At 33.9% G+C, this 17,837-nt stretch carries 18 protein-coding genes; 15 read left to right on the forward strand and 3 right to left on the reverse strand.

What is annotated here, in order from left to right; all coding sequences use genetic code 11:
• Nucleotides 1–76: 76 nt before the first annotated feature.
• The 9 genes from recF (at nucleotide 77) to AC8GF4_RS05620 (ending at nucleotide 7,619) form a co-directional block, all read left to right on the forward strand.
• Nucleotides 77–1,156, forward strand: a complete 1,080-nt coding sequence (gene recF, locus AC8GF4_RS05580) for a DNA replication/repair protein RecF (protein ID WP_506593244.1) — start codon at nucleotides 77–79, stop codon at nucleotides 1,154–1,156.
• A gap of 79 nt (nucleotides 1,157–1,235) precedes the next feature.
• Nucleotides 1,236–1,934 carry a thioredoxin domain-containing protein gene (locus AC8GF4_RS05585; protein WP_506593245.1) on the forward strand — a complete coding sequence of 233 codons (699 nt, stop codon included), beginning with the start codon at nucleotides 1,236–1,238 and terminating at the stop codon, nucleotides 1,932–1,934.
• Between the two features lie 8 nt (nucleotides 1,935–1,942).
• Nucleotides 1,943–2,614, forward strand: a complete 672-nt coding sequence (locus AC8GF4_RS05590; RefSeq protein WP_506593246.1) for a DUF2461 domain-containing protein — start codon at nucleotides 1,943–1,945, stop codon at nucleotides 2,612–2,614.
• Between the two features lie 35 nt (nucleotides 2,615–2,649).
• On the forward strand, nucleotides 2,650–3,663 hold the full coding sequence (gene murB / locus AC8GF4_RS05595) for a UDP-N-acetylmuramate dehydrogenase (RefSeq protein WP_506593247.1): 1,014 nt from the start codon (nucleotides 2,650–2,652) through the stop codon (nucleotides 3,661–3,663).
• A gap of 145 nt (nucleotides 3,664–3,808) precedes the next feature.
• Nucleotides 3,809–4,255, forward strand: coding sequence for a GNAT family N-acetyltransferase (locus AC8GF4_RS05600; protein ID WP_506593248.1), 447 nt, complete (start codon nucleotides 3,809–3,811; stop codon nucleotides 4,253–4,255).
• Nucleotides 4,256–4,267: 12 nt separating this feature from the next.
• Entirely contained in the window at nucleotides 4,268–4,882 is a 615-nt protein-coding gene (locus AC8GF4_RS05605) for an FMN-binding negative transcriptional regulator (RefSeq protein WP_506593249.1), read from the forward strand.
• 74 nt (nucleotides 4,883–4,956) lie between these two features.
• On the forward strand, nucleotides 4,957–6,063 hold the full coding sequence (locus AC8GF4_RS05610; protein WP_506593290.1) for a glycosyltransferase: 1,107 nt from the start codon (nucleotides 4,957–4,959) through the stop codon (nucleotides 6,061–6,063).
• The gene (locus AC8GF4_RS05615; RefSeq protein ID WP_506593250.1) at nucleotides 6,054–6,605 is read left to right on the forward strand and encodes an RNA polymerase sigma factor; all 552 of its coding nucleotides are present in this window, start codon (nucleotides 6,054–6,056) and stop codon (nucleotides 6,603–6,605) included. The genes AC8GF4_RS05610 and AC8GF4_RS05615 overlap by 10 nt, the downstream gene beginning before the upstream one ends.
• A gap of 186 nt (nucleotides 6,606–6,791) precedes the next feature.
• Nucleotides 6,792–7,619, forward strand: coding sequence for an energy transducer TonB (locus AC8GF4_RS05620; RefSeq protein ID WP_506593251.1), 828 nt, complete (start codon nucleotides 6,792–6,794; stop codon nucleotides 7,617–7,619).
• A gap of 84 nt (nucleotides 7,620–7,703) precedes the next feature.
• On the opposite strand, the gene AC8GF4_RS05625 is transcribed toward AC8GF4_RS05620, so the two are convergent.
• Nucleotides 7,704–8,549, reverse strand: a complete 846-nt coding sequence (locus AC8GF4_RS05625; RefSeq protein ID WP_506593252.1) for a M48 family metalloprotease — start codon at nucleotides 8,547–8,549, stop codon at nucleotides 7,704–7,706.
• Between the two features lie 235 nt (nucleotides 8,550–8,784).
• Here AC8GF4_RS05625 and lipA point away from each other — a divergent pair, with 235 nt between their 5' ends.
• The 3 genes from lipA to AC8GF4_RS05640 are packed head-to-tail and all read left to right on the forward strand — an operon-like array spanning nucleotide 8,785 to nucleotide 12,897.
• Nucleotides 8,785–9,654, forward strand: coding sequence for a lipoyl synthase (gene lipA, locus AC8GF4_RS05630; RefSeq protein ID WP_506593253.1), 870 nt, complete (start codon nucleotides 8,785–8,787; stop codon nucleotides 9,652–9,654).
• 37 nt (nucleotides 9,655–9,691) lie between these two features.
• A complete protein-coding gene (gap, locus tag AC8GF4_RS05635; RefSeq protein ID WP_506593254.1) occupies nucleotides 9,692–10,696 on the forward strand; it encodes a type I glyceraldehyde-3-phosphate dehydrogenase in 1,005 nt (334 codons plus the stop codon).
• 8 nt (nucleotides 10,697–10,704) lie between these two features.
• Complete coding sequence (locus AC8GF4_RS05640; protein WP_506593256.1) at nucleotides 10,705–12,897, forward strand: tetratricopeptide repeat-containing hybrid sensor histidine kinase/response regulator; 2,193 nt, start codon at nucleotides 10,705–10,707, stop codon at nucleotides 12,895–12,897.
• Here the strand turns inward: AC8GF4_RS05640 and AC8GF4_RS05645 are convergent.
• Complete coding sequence (locus AC8GF4_RS05645) at nucleotides 12,884–13,696, reverse strand: purine-nucleoside phosphorylase (protein ID WP_506593258.1); 813 nt, start codon at nucleotides 13,694–13,696, stop codon at nucleotides 12,884–12,886. The genes AC8GF4_RS05640 and AC8GF4_RS05645 overlap by 14 nt on opposite strands.
• On the reverse strand, nucleotides 13,668–14,693 hold the full coding sequence (gene lpxK / locus AC8GF4_RS05650) for a tetraacyldisaccharide 4'-kinase (RefSeq protein WP_506593260.1): 1,026 nt from the start codon (nucleotides 14,691–14,693) through the stop codon (nucleotides 13,668–13,670). The genes AC8GF4_RS05645 and lpxK overlap by 29 nt, the downstream gene beginning before the upstream one ends.
• 138 nt (nucleotides 14,694–14,831) lie before the next feature.
• Here lpxK and AC8GF4_RS05655 point away from each other — a divergent pair, with 138 nt between their 5' ends.
• From AC8GF4_RS05655 to AC8GF4_RS05665, 3 genes are read left to right on the forward strand one after another with little or no spacing between them, the layout of a single operon-like run.
• On the forward strand, nucleotides 14,832–15,929 hold the full coding sequence (locus AC8GF4_RS05655) for a Nif3-like dinuclear metal center hexameric protein (RefSeq protein ID WP_506593261.1): 1,098 nt from the start codon (nucleotides 14,832–14,834) through the stop codon (nucleotides 15,927–15,929).
• A 3-nt stretch (nucleotides 15,930–15,932) separates the two neighbouring features.
• The gene (locus AC8GF4_RS05660) at nucleotides 15,933–16,712 is read left to right on the forward strand and encodes a zinc ribbon domain-containing protein (RefSeq protein WP_506593262.1); all 780 of its coding nucleotides are present in this window, start codon (nucleotides 15,933–15,935) and stop codon (nucleotides 16,710–16,712) included.
• 49 nt (nucleotides 16,713–16,761) lie between these two features.
• On the forward strand, nucleotides 16,762–17,619 hold the full coding sequence (locus AC8GF4_RS05665; RefSeq protein WP_506593263.1) for an alpha/beta fold hydrolase: 858 nt from the start codon (nucleotides 16,762–16,764) through the stop codon (nucleotides 17,617–17,619).
• Nucleotides 17,620–17,837: the final 218 nt, after the last annotated feature.

Below are 17,837 nucleotides of genomic sequence, written 5' to 3' on the forward strand. Positions count from 1 at the left end.
TATTTTTCAATAATTTGCACCCACTTTGAAAAACCCTTTCAAAACAATCAAAGCCTTCTATTACAGCAACTTTCAAATGTATTTAAAAAAAATATCCTTATTCAATTACAAAAATTTTTCCGAAGCCAATTTCGAATTTGACAGCAAAATCAATTGTTTTGTGGGCAAAAACGGCATCGGAAAAACCAATGTATTGGATGCCATCTATCATTTGTCGTACGGAAAAAGTTATTTCAATCCGCTGGCCGTTCAAAACATCAAACACGGCGAAGAGTTTTTTGTGATTGATGCCGAGTTTCAAAAAAACGATAGAACCGAGCAAATTGTCTGCAGTCTCAAGAAAGGCCAAAAAAAAATCCTGAAACGCAACGGAAAAGCTTATGATAAATTCTCGGACCACATTGGGTTCATTCCCTTGGTCATCATATCGCCAGCCGACAGGGATTTAATTGTAGAAGGTAGCGAAACACGAAGAAAGTTTATGGACAGCGTGATTTCTCAATTGGATTCGCAATATCTCCAACAGCTCATCCAATATCAAAAAGTAATGAGCCAGCGCAATGCTTTATTAAAGTATTTTGCCTTGAATCATACGTATGACAACGACACCTTATCTATATATAATGAACAACTAACGCAATTTGGCCAATCCATTTTCGAAAAAAGAAAAGCGTTCATAGCCGAGTTTATTCCTATTTTCAACTTTCATCATCACAACATTACAGGCTCACAGGAATCGGTGCAGTTGAATTATGAAAGTCATTTATTCGAAAATGATTTATTGACACTTTTACAGCAAAGCATCAACAAAGATCGAATTTTGCAATACACTAGCGTGGGCATACACAAAGACGACCTTTCGTTTGAAATCGATAATTACCCAATCAAGAAATTCGGCTCCCAAGGACAACAAAAATCATTTTTAATTGCCTTGAAACTAGCACAATTCGAATTCCTAAAAAAACAAAGTGGCGTAAAACCCATTCTCCTTTTTGACGACATCTTCGACAAATTGGACGAAAGTCGCGTTTCCAAAATTATCGAAATGGTCAACAACGATACCTTTGGACAGTTATTCATATCTGACACGCACCCTGAACGTACCGAAGCAATCGTAAAATCGACACACCAGAGTTATACTTTATTTAATTTGTAACTTTTATTTAAGATTAGTTCCCAATTCAAAAAGCAAAAATTGCTTAATTTTACACCAACACTATATCATTTATTTTACAATGAAAACAAATCACTTTTTTTTATTCATTATATCTTTTATAATTTTATCATGTAACGGACAAACGTCACCAAATGTTAAAACAATTGATGCAACTTCCTATTCAGAGAAAATAAAAGCCACACCAAATGCACAAATTCTTGACGTACGTACACCCGAAGAATATGCTTCAGGAAATATCGAAAATTCAGACAATGTAAACTGGCTTAGTGATAGTTTTGTTTTAAGAACGGACAAATACGACAAAACGAAACCTGTTTTTGTATATTGCAAAATAGGCGGAAGAAGTATCAAAGCCGCCAACAAACTAGCTGAATTGGGCTTTACAACCATTTACAATCTTGATGGCGGAATGCTCAAATGGGAAGCTGCGGGATTTTCAAAACCTAATACAAAAATCATTGGCGTTTGCACTCAGGAATATGCCGAATTGATAAAATCCGACAAAAAAGTGCTAGTCAATTTTTACGCACCTTGGTGTGCTCCCTGCAAAAAAATGGAGCCTTACATCCTTAAAATGCAAAAAGAAATGGCCGACAAAGTTGTTATCATTCGCTTGAATGCAGACGAAAACAAAACCATTATGCAGGAATTGAAAATTAGTGAACTTCCTACTTTGGTATTATATGAAAACAAAGTCATCAAATGGCAAAAATCAGGATTTGTCAGCGAAGAGGATTTAAAAACCCAATTACAATAATCTGGTCTATGCTTTCAAAAGAAACTTTACAATTCCTCGAAGATTTAAAAGCCAACAACAATCGCGATTGGTTTCTCGTAAATAAAAAACGCTACGAAGCCGTAAAAAAAGACTACCATCAATTGGTTGCTTCTTTTCTTGATGCCTTAAAACCGCTTGACTCTTCCTTAGAAATGCTAGAAGTCAAAAACTGCACGTTTAAAATCAATCGTGACGTTCGGTTTGCCAAAGACAAATCACCTTACAAAACGAATTTAGGAGTTTGGATTTCCGCAGGGGCCAAAAATGCAGAAGCTTCTGGTTATTACCTTCATATAGAAAACGCAAAATGTTTTGTTGGCGGCGGATTGTATTGTCCGCAACCCGACCAGCTTCAAAAAATCAGAAAAGAAATTCACTTTTTCTATGATGATTTACAAGAAATTCTAAACGACAAAACGTTTCAATCTATTTATCAAAATTTAAATAGAGACGATAAATCGACTTTAAAGAATCCTCCAAAAGGGTACGACAAAGAAGATCCAGCCATTGAATTTTTGAAATTAAAAAGCTTTACTGCTACCCAACAATTTGACACCAAACTGGTTACTCAAAAAGATTTTGTACCTACAATGGTCGAAAAAATGATTGCCTTGAAACCTTTCAATAATTTTATTGACAGAGCTTTATATTCGGAATAAACCCAAAAGCCAAACACTATTAAAACTAACACTTTATGGAAATCATAAATAATTTTTCGTTAAAAAACTACAATACATTTGGCATTGAAGCAAAAGCCGAACAATTTGTTGCCGTTCACACTGTAGCCGAATTGAAAAGCATTTTGGGACAAAACAAAAACCAAAAGAAATTCATTCTTGGTGGCGGAAGCAATATGCTTTTGACCAAAAACATCGAAGCTTTGGTGATTCATATTGATTTAAAAGGAAAAAAAATACTCCAAGAAGAGGCAGATTTTGTTTGGGTCGAAAGTCAAGCAGGCGAAAATTGGCATGAATTTGTACTTTGGTCAATTGAACAAAACTTGGGCGGACTCGAAAACATGTCGCTTATTCCTGGTAATGTAGGTACAACTCCCGTTCAAAACATTGGGGCTTATGGAACTGAAATCAAAGACACTTTTGTTTCTTGTGAAGCCATCAACATCGAAAACCAAGAGATGAGAACCTTTACCAAAGAAGAATGCCACTTTGGCTACCGAGAAAGTGTTTTCAAAAACGAAGTAAAAGACCAATACATAATAGTTTCGGTGGTTTTCAAACTCACCAAACAAAACCATAAAATAAACACATCTTACGGAGATATAACAGCCGAATTAGCAAAAAACAACGTTTCAACTCCAACGCTTAAAGACGTGAGTAATGCCGTAATTGCCATCAGGAAAAGCAAATTACCCGATACAGCCGAATTGGGAAACAGCGGTAGTTTCTTTAAAAACCCAATACTTTTAAAAACTGATTTTGAGCCAATCCATCAAAAATTCCCCGAAATGCGATTCTTTGACATTTCAGAAACCGAAGTCAAAGTACCTGCAGGTTGGCTGATTGAACAAGCCGGTTTGAAAGGAAAACGTTTTGGAGATGCCGGAATTCACATAAATCAAGCACTCGTTCTAGTAAATTACGGAGGTGCAACTGGACAAGAAATTCTGGATGTTTCAAAAACAGTTCAAGATACGGTATTCGAAACTTTTGGTATTCATATTGAAGCTGAAGTGAATATAATATAGATTCAAGGTTCTACCATTATTTGTGTGGCTAAGGAAAAAATAAAGAGAAATTTTTACCATTAAGTTATTAAGAAAAATTAAGTTTTCTAGGACCTAATGAACCATTGAGTGTAGAAAAAGATTCAAAATAATTCAATTAAAAAAGATGTTGATAATAAAAATTTCAAATCCAAATAATCAAAGCGCTTATGCTATAATAGAAGAATTATCTCAAAATCTCTATGAGCGCTTTGGAAGTGACGGCAAAAATTCTTTTACCGATTGGGAATACAATAATTCCAAATACCTATTTGTAGTAGCAGAACTAGATCATGAAATTTTGGGATGCGGAGCAATAAGACCACTCTCTGAAAAAACAGGAGAAGTAAAACGAATGTTTGCGAAATATCCCAGAAAAAATATTGGACAATCCATTTTGTCTTTTTTGGAAACCAAAGCAAAAGAACTCCATTATGACACTCTAGTTTTAGAAACAAGAGTAAAAAATGAAGAAGCTTGTTCATTTTATAAAAAATCAGATTATATACAAATCCCAAACTATGGCAAATATGCAGGTCGAATAGACGCGATTTGTTTTCAAAAAATCCTTTAAAAAAATATAAATATGTTCATTCCTGATATATACAAAAATGAAGACAAGGAGTCCGTTCAGAAATTTCTTAAAGAAAATGCTTTCGGATTGCTTATCAATCAAACCAATGGAAAATTGTGTGCTACACATATCCCATTAGAATTTGACTACAACAAAGAGGGTGCTGCAATTTTACATGGTCATATTGCCAAAGAAAATCCACAATGGACAGCATTCGAGTCGGATGACCAAGTTTTGGCAGTATTCTCAGGGCCTCACTCTTATATTTCTTCGTCTTGGTATGACCACGAAAATGTACCCACTTGGAATTACTCAGCGGTACATGTTTATGGGAAAATAAAAATCATTGAAGGCGATGCTGTAATTGATTCGTTGACCAAATTGGTAGACAAATACGAACAAAATTCGAAATGTCCAGTTCGAGTAGCCGATTTCTCCAAAAAAACAATGATGCAAACTAGAGGAATTGTAGCATTTGAAATAAAAATTGAAGAAATACAGGCGCAAAACAAACTGTCACAAAACAGAGACGACAAAAATCACGCAAACATTATTTCTGAATTAGAAAAAACAAAAAACCCTCAATCTATAGCTGTAGCGAAAGAAATGACTAAAAATAGAAAGTAATTACCGATTTACATTGATAATTGACAATTGCGAATTACATTTGCAATCGTTTTTAAAAGCCAAAAAATACAATGATGCTAACCTTTACTTTATATTTTTTTATTGCAATAGTTGTCATTCAACTTTTTTATTATCTCATTGTTTTTGGAAAATTTTCTTTTGCAAAAACACAAGAAATTGAAGCCAAAAATATTCCAATTTCAGTGATAGTATGCGCCAAAAATGAAGAAGAGAATATTGTAAAATACATTCCATTATTGGCAGAACAAAACTACCCCAACTTTGAAATCGTATTGATTGACGACGCTTCTAGCGACAATACATTAGACATATTTGAAGAGTTTGAAAAAACATATTCAAACATTAAATTAGTAAAAGTAAAAAACAATGAAGCTTTTTGGGGAAACAAAAAATACGCATTAACACTAGGAATCAAAGCTGCTACAAAAGAACATTTATTATTTACAGATGCTGATTGCTATCCTACTTCCAAAGAATGGATTACAGCGATGAGTGCTCAGTTTACCCAAGAAAAAACAATTGTATTGGGATATAGTGGTTACGAAAAAATAGTGAATTCGTTTTTGAATAAAATAATTCGTTTTGAAACTTTACTCACAGCAGTTCAATATTTTTCATGGGCAAAAAAAGGACATCCCTATATGGGAGTTGGTCGAAATTTAGCATACAAGAAAGAAGAGTTTTTTAATGTAAATGGCTTTATAGATCATATTCAAATCCGTTCTGGAGACGATGATTTGTTCATCAATCAAGCAGCGGATTCAGACAATACGACTATTAGTTTTTTACCAGAAAGTTTTACATATTCGGCACCAAAAACTTCATTTAAGGATTGGTTCATTCAGAAAAGAAGACACGTTGCCACGGCAAAGCATTATAAAATATTTGACAAAATGCAACTAGGGACATTCTTTATTTCCCAATTGTTATTTTTCATTCTATTCACAATTTTATTGGCATTCCAATTTCAATGGATACTTGTATTGAGTCTTTTTGGATTTAGGTATTTGTTTACATGGATTGTTTTAGGATTTGCTGCTGGAAAATTAAAAGAAAAAGATGTGATGTATTGGTATCCCTTTATAGAAATTATACTTATATTCACACAGATTAATGTCTTTTTTACCAATATTTTTTCAAAACCTGCCCATTGGAAATAAACAAATACATAGAGAAAGCAAAAAAAGGAGATCAAGTTGCCTTTACTTTTCTATTGGATTATTATTGGAATGAAGTATATGGTTTTATGCTCAAACGAACTGAAAACGAAACCAATGCCGAAGACATTACCATAGAAACCTTTTCCAAAGCATTTGATAAAATTGCCACTTACAATTCTGAATATCAGTTTAACACTTGGCTAATTTCTATTGCGAAAAATGTTCATATTGATTTAATTCGCAAGAACAAATCAAGCTTATTTGTAGAGATTACTAACGAGCAAGATCAACAAGCCTACAATATTGCCGATACTACTCCGTCGGCAGAAGATGTTTTGATTACTGAACAAAATCTTTCGCAATTATTGCAATTCATCAAAGAATTGAAACCTCATTATCAAGAAGTAATTCAATTGCGCTATTTTCAAGAAATGAGTTACCAAGAAATCGCTAATAAAATTGATGAACCATTGAGCAATGTGAAGATTAAACTACTTCGTGCTAAAAAATTGCTTTCTGAAATTATTCAAAACAGAAGGTGATTTTGTTAATTTAACAAACAATACCGCCTTGCAAATCCTTAAAATACGTGCTAATTTCAAATATTTAACAAAATAATTGACAATTTAACCTTAGTAGACATACTAAAAATCCTGTTATTCGCGTTAGAAGTTTAAACTACTTTAGCTTATGATTTAATTACTACTTAACCATTAAATCCATAAATTATGTCTAAATTAAACATCTACGAATCTAGTTGGATTGATCTTGTATTCGAAAACAGAAACAAAGAATACGGTGCTTATCATTTACGCCAAGAAAACACCAAGACATCCCTTTTTGCACTCTTTATGGGAGTACTACTTTTGACTTCGGCCATTTGTATTCCAATGGTTTACAATTATTTAAATCCTGAGCATCGGATTCCTTCCATTATGCCCGATTTACCACCAATTGTTATTACAGAATTCGAGACTTATGTGCTACCAGAAACAAAAGTAGATGAAGTGGTTTTGCCGGAAATTAAAAGCTCAATTACAGACGACATCAATACCAATACACAACTAATAAATCCTGAAATCGTAGCTGCAGAATCGGCAACTCCAAAAGATATTGCCAGCAATATTGAACTCAAAAACAATCCTAGCGACAATACAACAGCTGCAATTAATACAGGGCTTGGAACTACTCCTTCAACTGGGACAGCTATTGCAAGTACTTCAAATACACCAGACATTTCGATTCACCCAAGTAATGCGGTTGACAAAATGCCTGAATTCCCAGGAGGAATCAAAAAGTTTTACACTTATGTTGGAAATAATTTTGAAAAACCAGAATTAGAAGGTGATACTGCAATTCGCGTAAGTGTTTCTTTTGTGATTGAAAAAGACGGAAGCATGACCGATATAAAAGTATTAAAAGACCCTGGATACGGATTAGGAGCAGAAGCTATACGCGTTTTAAAATCCTTAAAAACCAAATGGTCACCTGGTATGTTTGAAGGAAAAGCGGTTCGGACTTCGTACAATTTACCTATTACTATTCAGCCTAATTAGTTTGGATTTATAATAAAAAAGAGAAAGCTGAACTTCAAAAGTTCAGCTTTCTCTTTTTATTGTCTTGAATACAAAATGAAATTATTATTTCTTTTTTGCAGTAGTCTTTTTAGCAGTTGTAGTTTTTTTAACTATTGGCATTTTTTGAAAATAAGGTTTATACAAACCATCTTTTTCGGCTCTTGCTTTGGCTTCATCCGCCCTTAGATTTGAATCAGGATGTGAGCTCATCATTTGATCAATAAAAGAACTCTGGGCACCTCCACTCATTTTTGCTAAAATTCTAAAGGCAGATTCCTCTGCATTTACATCATAGCCATTCTTCTTCATAAAATCATACGCGAACAAATCGGCTTCCGATTCTTGCTTGCGACTGTGTTTACTATCAATCATAGCACTACCAATTTTTGCCAATTGACTATCTGTAACCGCAGCAATCTTATCCGATTGCGAAGCAGCTGCATCAATTAAAGCTTCCTTTTGATACAAAGCTTTCATTGCGTCTCTAGAATCATGATTATGAACGTGACCTATCTCGTGACCAATAACAGCTATCAGTTCATTATCATCCATTACATCCATCAAGCCCGAAAAAACACGCACACTGCCATCTGCAGTAGCAAATGCATTTATATCTTTGGTAAGATACACTTTGTAATTCAAGGTATAAAACTCTCCTTTGGTATATTTTCCAAAAACTTTAGCCAAACGAATAGCATAAGGATCTGTTGGTCCAGCCACTTTGTTTTCGGCATCCATTTTGTCAACGGCAGGTTTAGACAAAGCAGCAGCATTGGCATCACTAAAAGTCAGTCCAGTCATTCCTTTTTGGACAGCACCTAATGCTTTTTCTCCAAAATTAATTTGCGCTTGTGCAGTAGATAGCCCAAATACAACTACTAAAGCTCCTGATAATAATTTTGTGTTCATCTTTTATTTTATTTGTTTTGAAGTACAAATATAATATAAGTTTAAAAACAACGGATTGCTATTTTTATCTTAATCTTTAAAATTTACCACCTATTTAATTTAGCAATAAAACTATTTTTAAATTCGAAAAACCAAAAAAACATTTGATAACCAAACAAGTTTTATCAAAATTCACAAAAAGTGAACTCTAATTCTAAATCAACATTCCTTATCTTTGTACTCAGAAAATTGATATATGGAAACTGTTTTAGATAATACTTTACCCGTAGGAAAACCAAAATGGCTTAAGGTAAAACTCCCAATTGGTCAAAAATACACCGAACTTCGTGGTTTGGTAGACAAATATAGCTTGAATACTATCTGCACCTCAGGCAGTTGCCCAAATATGGGAGAATGTTGGGGAGAAGGAACCGCAACTTTTATGATTTTAGGAAATGTATGCACCCGTTCCTGCGGTTTTTGCGGTGTAAAAACAGGAAGACCCGAAACGGTAGACTGGGATGAACCAGAAAAAGTAGCCCGTTCTATAAAAATCATGAACATCAAACACGCTGTAATTACCAGTGTAGATAGAGATGACTTGAAAGATGGTGGTTCTATTATTTGGATTGAAACGGTGAAAGCCATCCGTAGAATGAATCCAAACACAACCCTAGAAACTCTGATTCCTGATTTTCAAGGAATAGAAAGAAATATAGATCGAATTGTAGAGGCCAATCCAGAAGTAGTTTCGCATAATGTTGAAACCGTTCGCAGACTGACTCGCGAAGTGCGCATACAAGCCAAATACGATCGAAGTCTGGAAGTTTTGAGATACTTGAAAGAAAAAGGAATCCACCGAACCAAATCGGGAATAATGCTGGGACTTGGAGAACAAGAAGAAGAAGTTTTTCAAACAATGCGTGACTTACGAAATGCCAATGTGGATATTGTAACTATTGGTCAATATTTACAACCCAGTAAAAAACACCTTCCTGTAAAAGAATTCATAACGCCTGATCAATTTGCCATATACGAAAAATACGGGTTGGAATTAGGGTTTCGACATGTAGAAAGTGGCCCATTGGTTCGATCTTCTTATAAAGCTCAAAAACACATACTATAGCCCCAAACCCTTAAAGGAGAAAAACGACTAGTTTAAAATGACAAAAACAAGAATTGCCATAAACGGTTTTGGAAGAATTGGACGAAATTTATTTCGCTTACTTTTAAACCACCCCACAATAGAAGTAGTCGCTATAAATGACATTGCCGACAAAAAAACAATGGCGCATTTAGTAAAATACGACAGTATTCATGGAGTTTTACCCTTCAAAGTAAGTGATGACGATAAAGGCATTATTGTTGATGGGAATCATTTTTTGTTTTTCCACGAAAAAAATATTGCCAATCTGGATTGGAAAAGCATAAATATTGACTTTGTAGTTGAATCTACTGGAAAATACAAAACTTTTGAAGAAATAAATGCTCACATTTTGGCAGGAGCCAAAAGGGTAATCCTTTCAGCTCCATCAGAAGTAGACAGTATAAAAACAGTCGTTTTGGGTGTTAATGAATCTATCCTTGATGGAACAGAAACCATTATATCCAATGCCAGTTGTACCACTAATAATGCGGCACCAATGATCAAAGTGATACAAGAACTTTGTGGAATTGAACAAGCCTACATCACCACCATTCATTCTTACACCACCGATCAAAGTTTACACGATCAGCCCCATAAAGATTTACGCAGAGCAAGAGGAGCAAGCCAATCCATCGTTCCAACAACAACTGGAGCGGCAAAAGCGCTGACCAAAATTTTCACCTCCTTAGATGGGAAAATGGGAGGCTGCGGCATACGAGTTCCAGTTCCAGACGGTTCTTTGACAGACATCACCTTCAACGTAAATCGCTCGGTTTCAATAGAAGAAATCAATGAAGCTTTTAAAATAGCATCTCAAACCAACTTAAAGGGAATATTAGAATATACCGAAGACCCAATTGTTTCTGTTGACGTTATAGGTAACAAAAATTCATGTATATTTGATTCACAACTCACTTCGGTAATTGACAAAATGGTAAAAGTAGTGGGCTGGTATGATAATGAAATAGGATACTCATCAAGAATTATTGATCTTATTTTATTACTCAATAATAAAAAATAAGATCAATCATGAAATACTTTTTATTATGCATTGTTTTTTTTCATACTCTACTCTATTCTCAAAATAGAATCAAAGTAGATAGTGTATACTATTTTTCTAAATTAGTTAATGAAAATGTAAAAAATAATAATTATAAAGATGTTTTATTTTACACCCAAAAATCAATTGATTATTGCAAAAAAAATAATAAAATTGAACAAGAGGCATTTCAAACCTACACTTTAGGAAAAATATACTATAATTTAAACCTTCATAATGATGCAATTGAAGTCTTTAACAAAAGTATTCTTTTGTTTAGCAGTATTTCAAAAAAACCAAATTACAAAGTAGCAAATGCCTATTACTTTTTGGGTTTGTCCTATATCGAGAAAAAAAAATACTCCTTAGCACAAATCTGCATACTCAAAACTGAAGAAATATATAGAAAACTAAAAATAAAAGAAAAAGATAATGAAATCAACCTTCAAAAAGGAATTCTAGCCAAATCCAGGGGTAATATTGCCTTAGCTTCATCTTTATTTAACGATATTATTGCTAAACCTGAAAATAAAAATTTAATAAACACAAAAACTGAAGCTCTTTATCAATTTGGCAACATTGAACAAGACAATAAAAGATATAATTTGGCCTTGAATTATTACAATAGAGCACTCGAATTAAACAAGAAAACTAAAAATCTAAATCAAAAATCAAATATTTTATTAGCCTTAAGCATCGTTTATGACAAGTTACTCGACAAGTCATTAGCTTATAATTATTTAAAAAAACATTTGAATTTAAAAGAAAGTATTGTACTTGCGAATGATGAAAAACTCGGTATCAATGATTATGAAATTTTTAAAGAATCACAACGAAAACAAGAACAATTACTGCTAGATAAAGAAAATAGAGAAAAAGAAAAAGCGGATAAATTTTCTAAGCTAATCAGTATCTTAGCCATCGCAATCATTTCTATTTTGTCATTATTAAGTTTATCACTCTACAAAAACAATATTATACGCAATCAAACCAACTCCTTATTAAAAGAAAAAAATAATGAATTGATTGTTGCAAAAAACAGAGCCGAAGAAGCATCCAAAGCCAGATCAGAGTTTTTGTCCACTGTGAGTCATGAACTTCGCACTCCATTAAATGCCATCAATGGGATTACCCACTTACTTTTGGAAGAAAATCCTAAGAAAACTCAAATGCATTATCTGTCTTCCTTAAAATTTTCGGGTAATTACTTGACCAATTTTATAAATGACATATTAGAAATAAATAAAATCGATTCAAACAAACTAGAAATAGAATACATCAATTTTAACCTGAAGCAATTATTAGAAGACATTCAAAATTCACTAAAAGAAATTGCCACAGTTAACAACAATAAATTCATTCTTAAAATCGACTCCGCAGTACCAGAAAATCTAATTGGAGACCCTACAAAATTGTCTCAAATTTTCATGAATCTAATCAATAATGCTCTGAAATTTACAAACAATGGTATCGTAAGTGTAGAGGCTAGATTAATAAATCTGCAAAATGAAACTGCCACTATCTTTTTCCAAATAATCGACACAGGAATTGGTATTTCAGAAGACAAATTAAAAACGGTCTTTGAAAGTTTTTCTCAAGGATCAGTAGAAATCAACAGAAAGTTTGGCGGAACTGGATTGGGTTTAACTATTGTCAAAAAATTGGTTACTATATTAGGTGGTCAAATTAGACTTAAAAGCATAATTGGTGAGGGATCAACATTCTCCTTTGAATTGAGTTTTAAAGTAGACAACAAACCCATATTAATTAAAGTTCCAATAAAAAATTATGATCCTGAAGTTTTTAAAAACAAAAAAATATTAGTTGTTGAAGACAATAAGATCAACCAAATGATAACAAAAAAAATGTTGACCAATAAAGGAATTGACTGTACTATTTTGGATAATGGAGAAGAAGCTGTCGAATTATTAAAAAATATTACTTTTGACTTAGTATTAATGGACGTTCACTTATTGGGAATAAATGGCACAATTGCAACACAACAAATTAGAGAATTTGACACCAAAACCCCTATTCTTGCACTAACTGCAATTTCATTAAACGAAAACAGAGAAATGCTCCTCTCATTTGGTATGACCGATGTAATCACCAAACCATTTGTCCCAGACGTTTTTTATACCATTCTTGCCCAAAATATTGAAAACCCCCTTAATCTCTCTTAATTAATTCTCTTATTAGACTTCTCAATTGAGGCTCAGCCGCTTTGGCCGCTTCTAGAACCTCATCATGTGAAATAGAATGAATACTTTCGGCATCACCCATATCAGTAATGATTGAAACTCCAAAAGTCTCCAATCCCATGTGGCGTGCTACAATTACTTCAGGAACTGTAGACATCCCAACACAATCGGCTCCCAAAATCTTAACCATTCTATATTCGGATAAGGTTTCAAAAGTAGGACCTTGTAGCCCTAAGTATACTCCATCATGCAATTCAATACTTAGCTCCTTTGCAATTTCTTTAACTCTTGCAATCATTTCTACAGAGTAAGGCTGACTCATGTTGACAAATCTTGGACCAAAACGCTCATCATTTTTACCTCTTAATGGATGCTCTGGCATAAAATTGATATGATCATTTATAATCACTATGGAACCAACTTTGTAATTTGGATTCACCCCTCCCGAAGCATTTGAAACAATTAATTTGGTTACTCCCAAATATTTCATCACTCGCACGGGAAAAGTCACTTCTTTCATAGAATATCCTTCATAGAAATGAAAACGTCCTTGCATAGCTACTACTTTCTTGTTGCCAATAGTGCCAAAAACCAATGCTCCTTTGTGTCCTTGAACAGTTGAAACTGGGAAATTTGGAATTTCTTCATACGGCAAAGTATGCTCAATTGTAATATCCGATGTAAATCCGCCCAATCCAGAACCCAAAATAACACCATATTCGGGTGTGAAATTTATTTTTTTCGAAATATAACTAACAGTTTCTTGAACTTTGTCCCACATAATCTAAAATGTTTTTATCAAAATTATCCCCGCCAGAAAGAAACGTACTTTTTATAGACAAATAATAAAGCTGATCGCTCAATATACTGCCTTTCAATCGAACATAATCTTTTTCGGTAGTTACTATAATTTTATGGTTTGCTTTTTTCTTTATTTCTTGTAATTCGCTTTGGCTAAAATAGTGATGATCCGGATAGCTTAAACATTCATCATTTTCTTGTTTCAGATGAGCAAAAAATGATTCGGGTTTTGCTATTCCTGCCAATAAAATTTTCTCCATACTCTTAATTTCCTCTACACTTTGCGTTTGCTTTTGTGAATAAACTACATCGTCATAAGCAATAAAGGTAAAGAACAAACTTTGATTTGGAGTAAGATTTAGTTGTTTTTTAATTTTATTTTGTTCCGACAAAGAAAGATTTGAAGGACATTTTGTAACAACAACAATATTTGCTCTTTGCGCCCCACTCCTGCTCTCTCTTAAATTACCTGTAGGCAACATAAAATCATCAGAATACAAATCACCGTAAGAAGTAAGCAGTATATAAAAATCTGCCTTAACCTTTCGGTGTTGAAAAGCGTCGTCCAATAAAATAATTTCAGGTGGATTTGTAAGAGACAATAATTGTTCGATTCCATTTTTTCTATTGGCATCTACGGCAACTTTTATTTTTTTGAATTTTTGATAAAATTGAAACGGTTCATCTCCTAATTGTAAAGCATCTGAAGTTTTATTTGCCAAAACAAAACCTTCCGAATTTCTTTTATACCCCCTGCTCAAAGTAGCTACTTTATAATTATCGGAAAGTAACCGAATTAAATATTCGATTTGAGGGGTCTTTCCCGTTCCGCCAACGCTAAGATTCCCTACAGCAATAACAGGCAAATTAAAAGAATAGGATTTTAAAATTCCTTTATCAAAAAGAAAATTTCGGACACTTGTAACAAAGCCATACAAAATGGCAAATGGGAATAATATTTTTCGAAGTAAATTCATTATACGAAAGTATAATATTTTATCTTTGAACGGAAATTTTTAAAACAAACTAACTCAACTTTACTAATTTGTCCCAATTAATTTAGGTTAATATAATTTTGAGTAAAGTTCAATAAATACCCCAAAAAAGATTAAAAAATGAGTACAATAAAAGAAATTCTTTCTATACTTGAAGAAATGGCTCCATTGGCTTATGCCGAAGACTTTGACAATGTAGGCTTAATAATAGGAGACGAAGACGCAAATGCTACTGGTGTTTTAGTTTGTCACGATGCCCTTGAAAATGTAATTGACGAAGCGATTAGCAAAAAATGCAATTTGGTGGTTTGCTTTCACCCAATATTATTTACCGGAATTAAAAAAATCACCGGCAATAACTACGTAGAACGCGCTTTACTCAAAGCAATAAAAAATGACATTGCCATTTATGCTGTTCATACCGCATTGGACAATCATCCAGAGGGAGTTAACAAAATATTCTGTGACACTCTGGGCCTTATAAATACACAAGTTTTGATTCCTAAACAAAATCACATTCGAAAACTGGTTACCTACACCATTCGAGACAATGCCGAAAAAGTTCGAAATGCTTTGTTTGAAGCTGGAGCGGGAAGCATCGGAAACTATGACAAATGCAGTTTCAACTCCGAAGGAACTTTTACATACCAAGGAAACGAAAAAAGCGAACCTACCATTGGCGAAAGAGGTGTAATGTCAAGAGGAACTGAGACCAAAATAGAAGTTGTTTATGCCAAACATCTTGAAGCAAAAATCATAAAAGCACTAAGAGAGAATCACATCTACGAAGAAGTGGCTACCGAAATTTACAATATGAAAAATACGTTTAATCATATTGGTTTGGGAATGATTGGCGAACTGGAAGAATCGATGGATGAAAAAGAATTCCTTTTGTACGCCAAAGACAAAATGCAATCCAGCGGAATCCGTCATTCTGCCTTTACAGGAAAAAAAATAAAAAAAGTAGCCGTTTTGGGAGGCTCTGGTAGTTTTGCCATAAAAAATGCAATTCAAGCGGGTGCCGATGCCTTTTTGACTGCCGATTTGAAATATCATCAGTATTACGAAGCCGAAAATCAACTTTTATTGGCCGATATTGGGCATTTTGAAAGCGAACGCTATACAAAAGAGTATATTGTTGATTATCTTAGGAAAAAAATCCTTAATTTTGCAATCATTTTATCGGAAGAAAATACAAATCCAGTTAAGTACTTATAGAATATGGCGAATACGAAAGAATTAAGTGTTGAGGACAAGTTAAGAGCAATATACGATTTACAACTTATTGACTCTAGAATTGACGAAATTAGAAACGTAAGAGGAGAACTTCCTCTAGAAGTGGAAGATTTAGAAGATGAAGTTGCTGGTTTAAGCACTCGTTCAGAAAAATTGAAAAGTGACCTCGAAGTGATCGAAAATCTTATCAAAGAGAAAAAAAATGCAATTGACGAGCACAAAGAAGCTGTCAAAAAATACACAAAACAACAAGAAAGCGTTCGCAACAACCGCGAGTTCAACTCTTTGACAAAAGAAGTAGAGTTCCAAGAATTGGAAATTCAATTGGCTGAAAAGCAAATCAAAGAAATGAAAGCTTCTATCGAGCATAAAAAAGAAGTAATTGCTACTTCAAAAGAGAGATTGGAAGCAAAATCATCTCACTTGAAACACAAAAAATCAGAATTGGAAGCTATTATGGCCGAAACTCAAAAAGAAGAAATCTTCTTGTCTGAGAAATCTGCAGAGTATGAAGCATTAATCGAAGAGCGATTACTAGTAGCTTACAAAAGAATCAGAAGCAGTGTTCGTAACGGACTAGCAGTAGTATCCATCGAAAGAGGAGCATCTGCTGGATCATTCTTCACTATTCCACCGCAAACACAAGTAGAAATTGCTTCTAGAAAGAAAATCTTAATTGATGAGCACTCTGGAAGAATCTTAGTCGACAGCGTTTTGGCAGAAGAAGAAAGAGAGAAAATGGAACAAATGTTTGCCAAATTCTAAAAAATAATCAAGCCTCGAAATTCGAGGCTTTTTTTATAAATCACAAATTTTGAGTCTAAAAAAAAGCATCCGTTTTTTAACCGTAAAATCAGTTGGTCAATACATCAACTTATTAAGTTTTGTGCATCCAAAAAAGGCATTGCAACTCTCTTATGACCTTTTCACAAATCCTAGAATCGGGCAACTCTCAAAAGAAACCCTACCAGAAATTCTTCAGAACACCCTAAAAGAAACGTTTAAACACAACGAACACCATTTTCAAACTTATACTTGGAAAGGAAATGATACCAAAATTCTACTAGTTCACGGCTGGGAAAGCAATTCGGCTCGCTGGGAAAAAACCCTACCTCATCTTCAAAAATCAGGAAGCACTATCATAGCTATAGATGCGCCGGCTCACGGTCAAAGCAGTGGTAAAGAATTCAACGTTCCTCGCTATGCCGAGTTCATCAACAAAGCTGTCGAAAAATACAAACCCAGCATTATCATTGGTCATTCCATTGGAGGAGCTGCTTGTGTCTATCATCAATATTTACATCCAGAAACCAGTATTCAAAAAATGGTTATTTTGGGTGCACCTTCCGATTTAAAAACACTTATCCAAAATTACATCAACATGTTGAGTTTAAACAAAAAGATGTTCTCTCTTTTGGAAAAACGTTATTTAGAAAATTTTAAAATCAAGTTAGAGGATTTCTCTGGAGGAAAATTTGCCAAACACATCCAAATTGAAGGCATCGTTGCTCACGACACTACCGACACCATAGTCAATTACAAAGAAGGTGAAAAAATAGCCAACGGTTGGAAAAAAGGAAAATTCATCACAACCCAAGATTTAGGACATTCCATGCACGACGATACATTATATCAAGAAATATATCAGTTTTTGTTTGAAGCGGAAAAATAGACTTTTTTGTTGTTATGGGTTCCCGCACACGAGGCTGAAAGCCGAACTGGCGAAGCAATCCCCTGTATCTTTTTTTTACATATAGCCCTTTCAGAGTTCAAAACTCTGAAAGGGCTATATGTAAAAAAAAGGATGCCGTTTCTATCGGGGCTAAAAGGTGAAAATGTTTTTTGTTTCAGGAAGTATTCTAAAAATCCAAGAAGTCTAAAAAGTCTAAT

This window comes from Flavobacterium rarum (SeqCode) (assembly GCF_965234445.1).
Taxonomy (GTDB): domain Bacteria; phylum Bacteroidota; class Bacteroidia; order Flavobacteriales; family Flavobacteriaceae; genus Flavobacterium; species Flavobacterium rarum.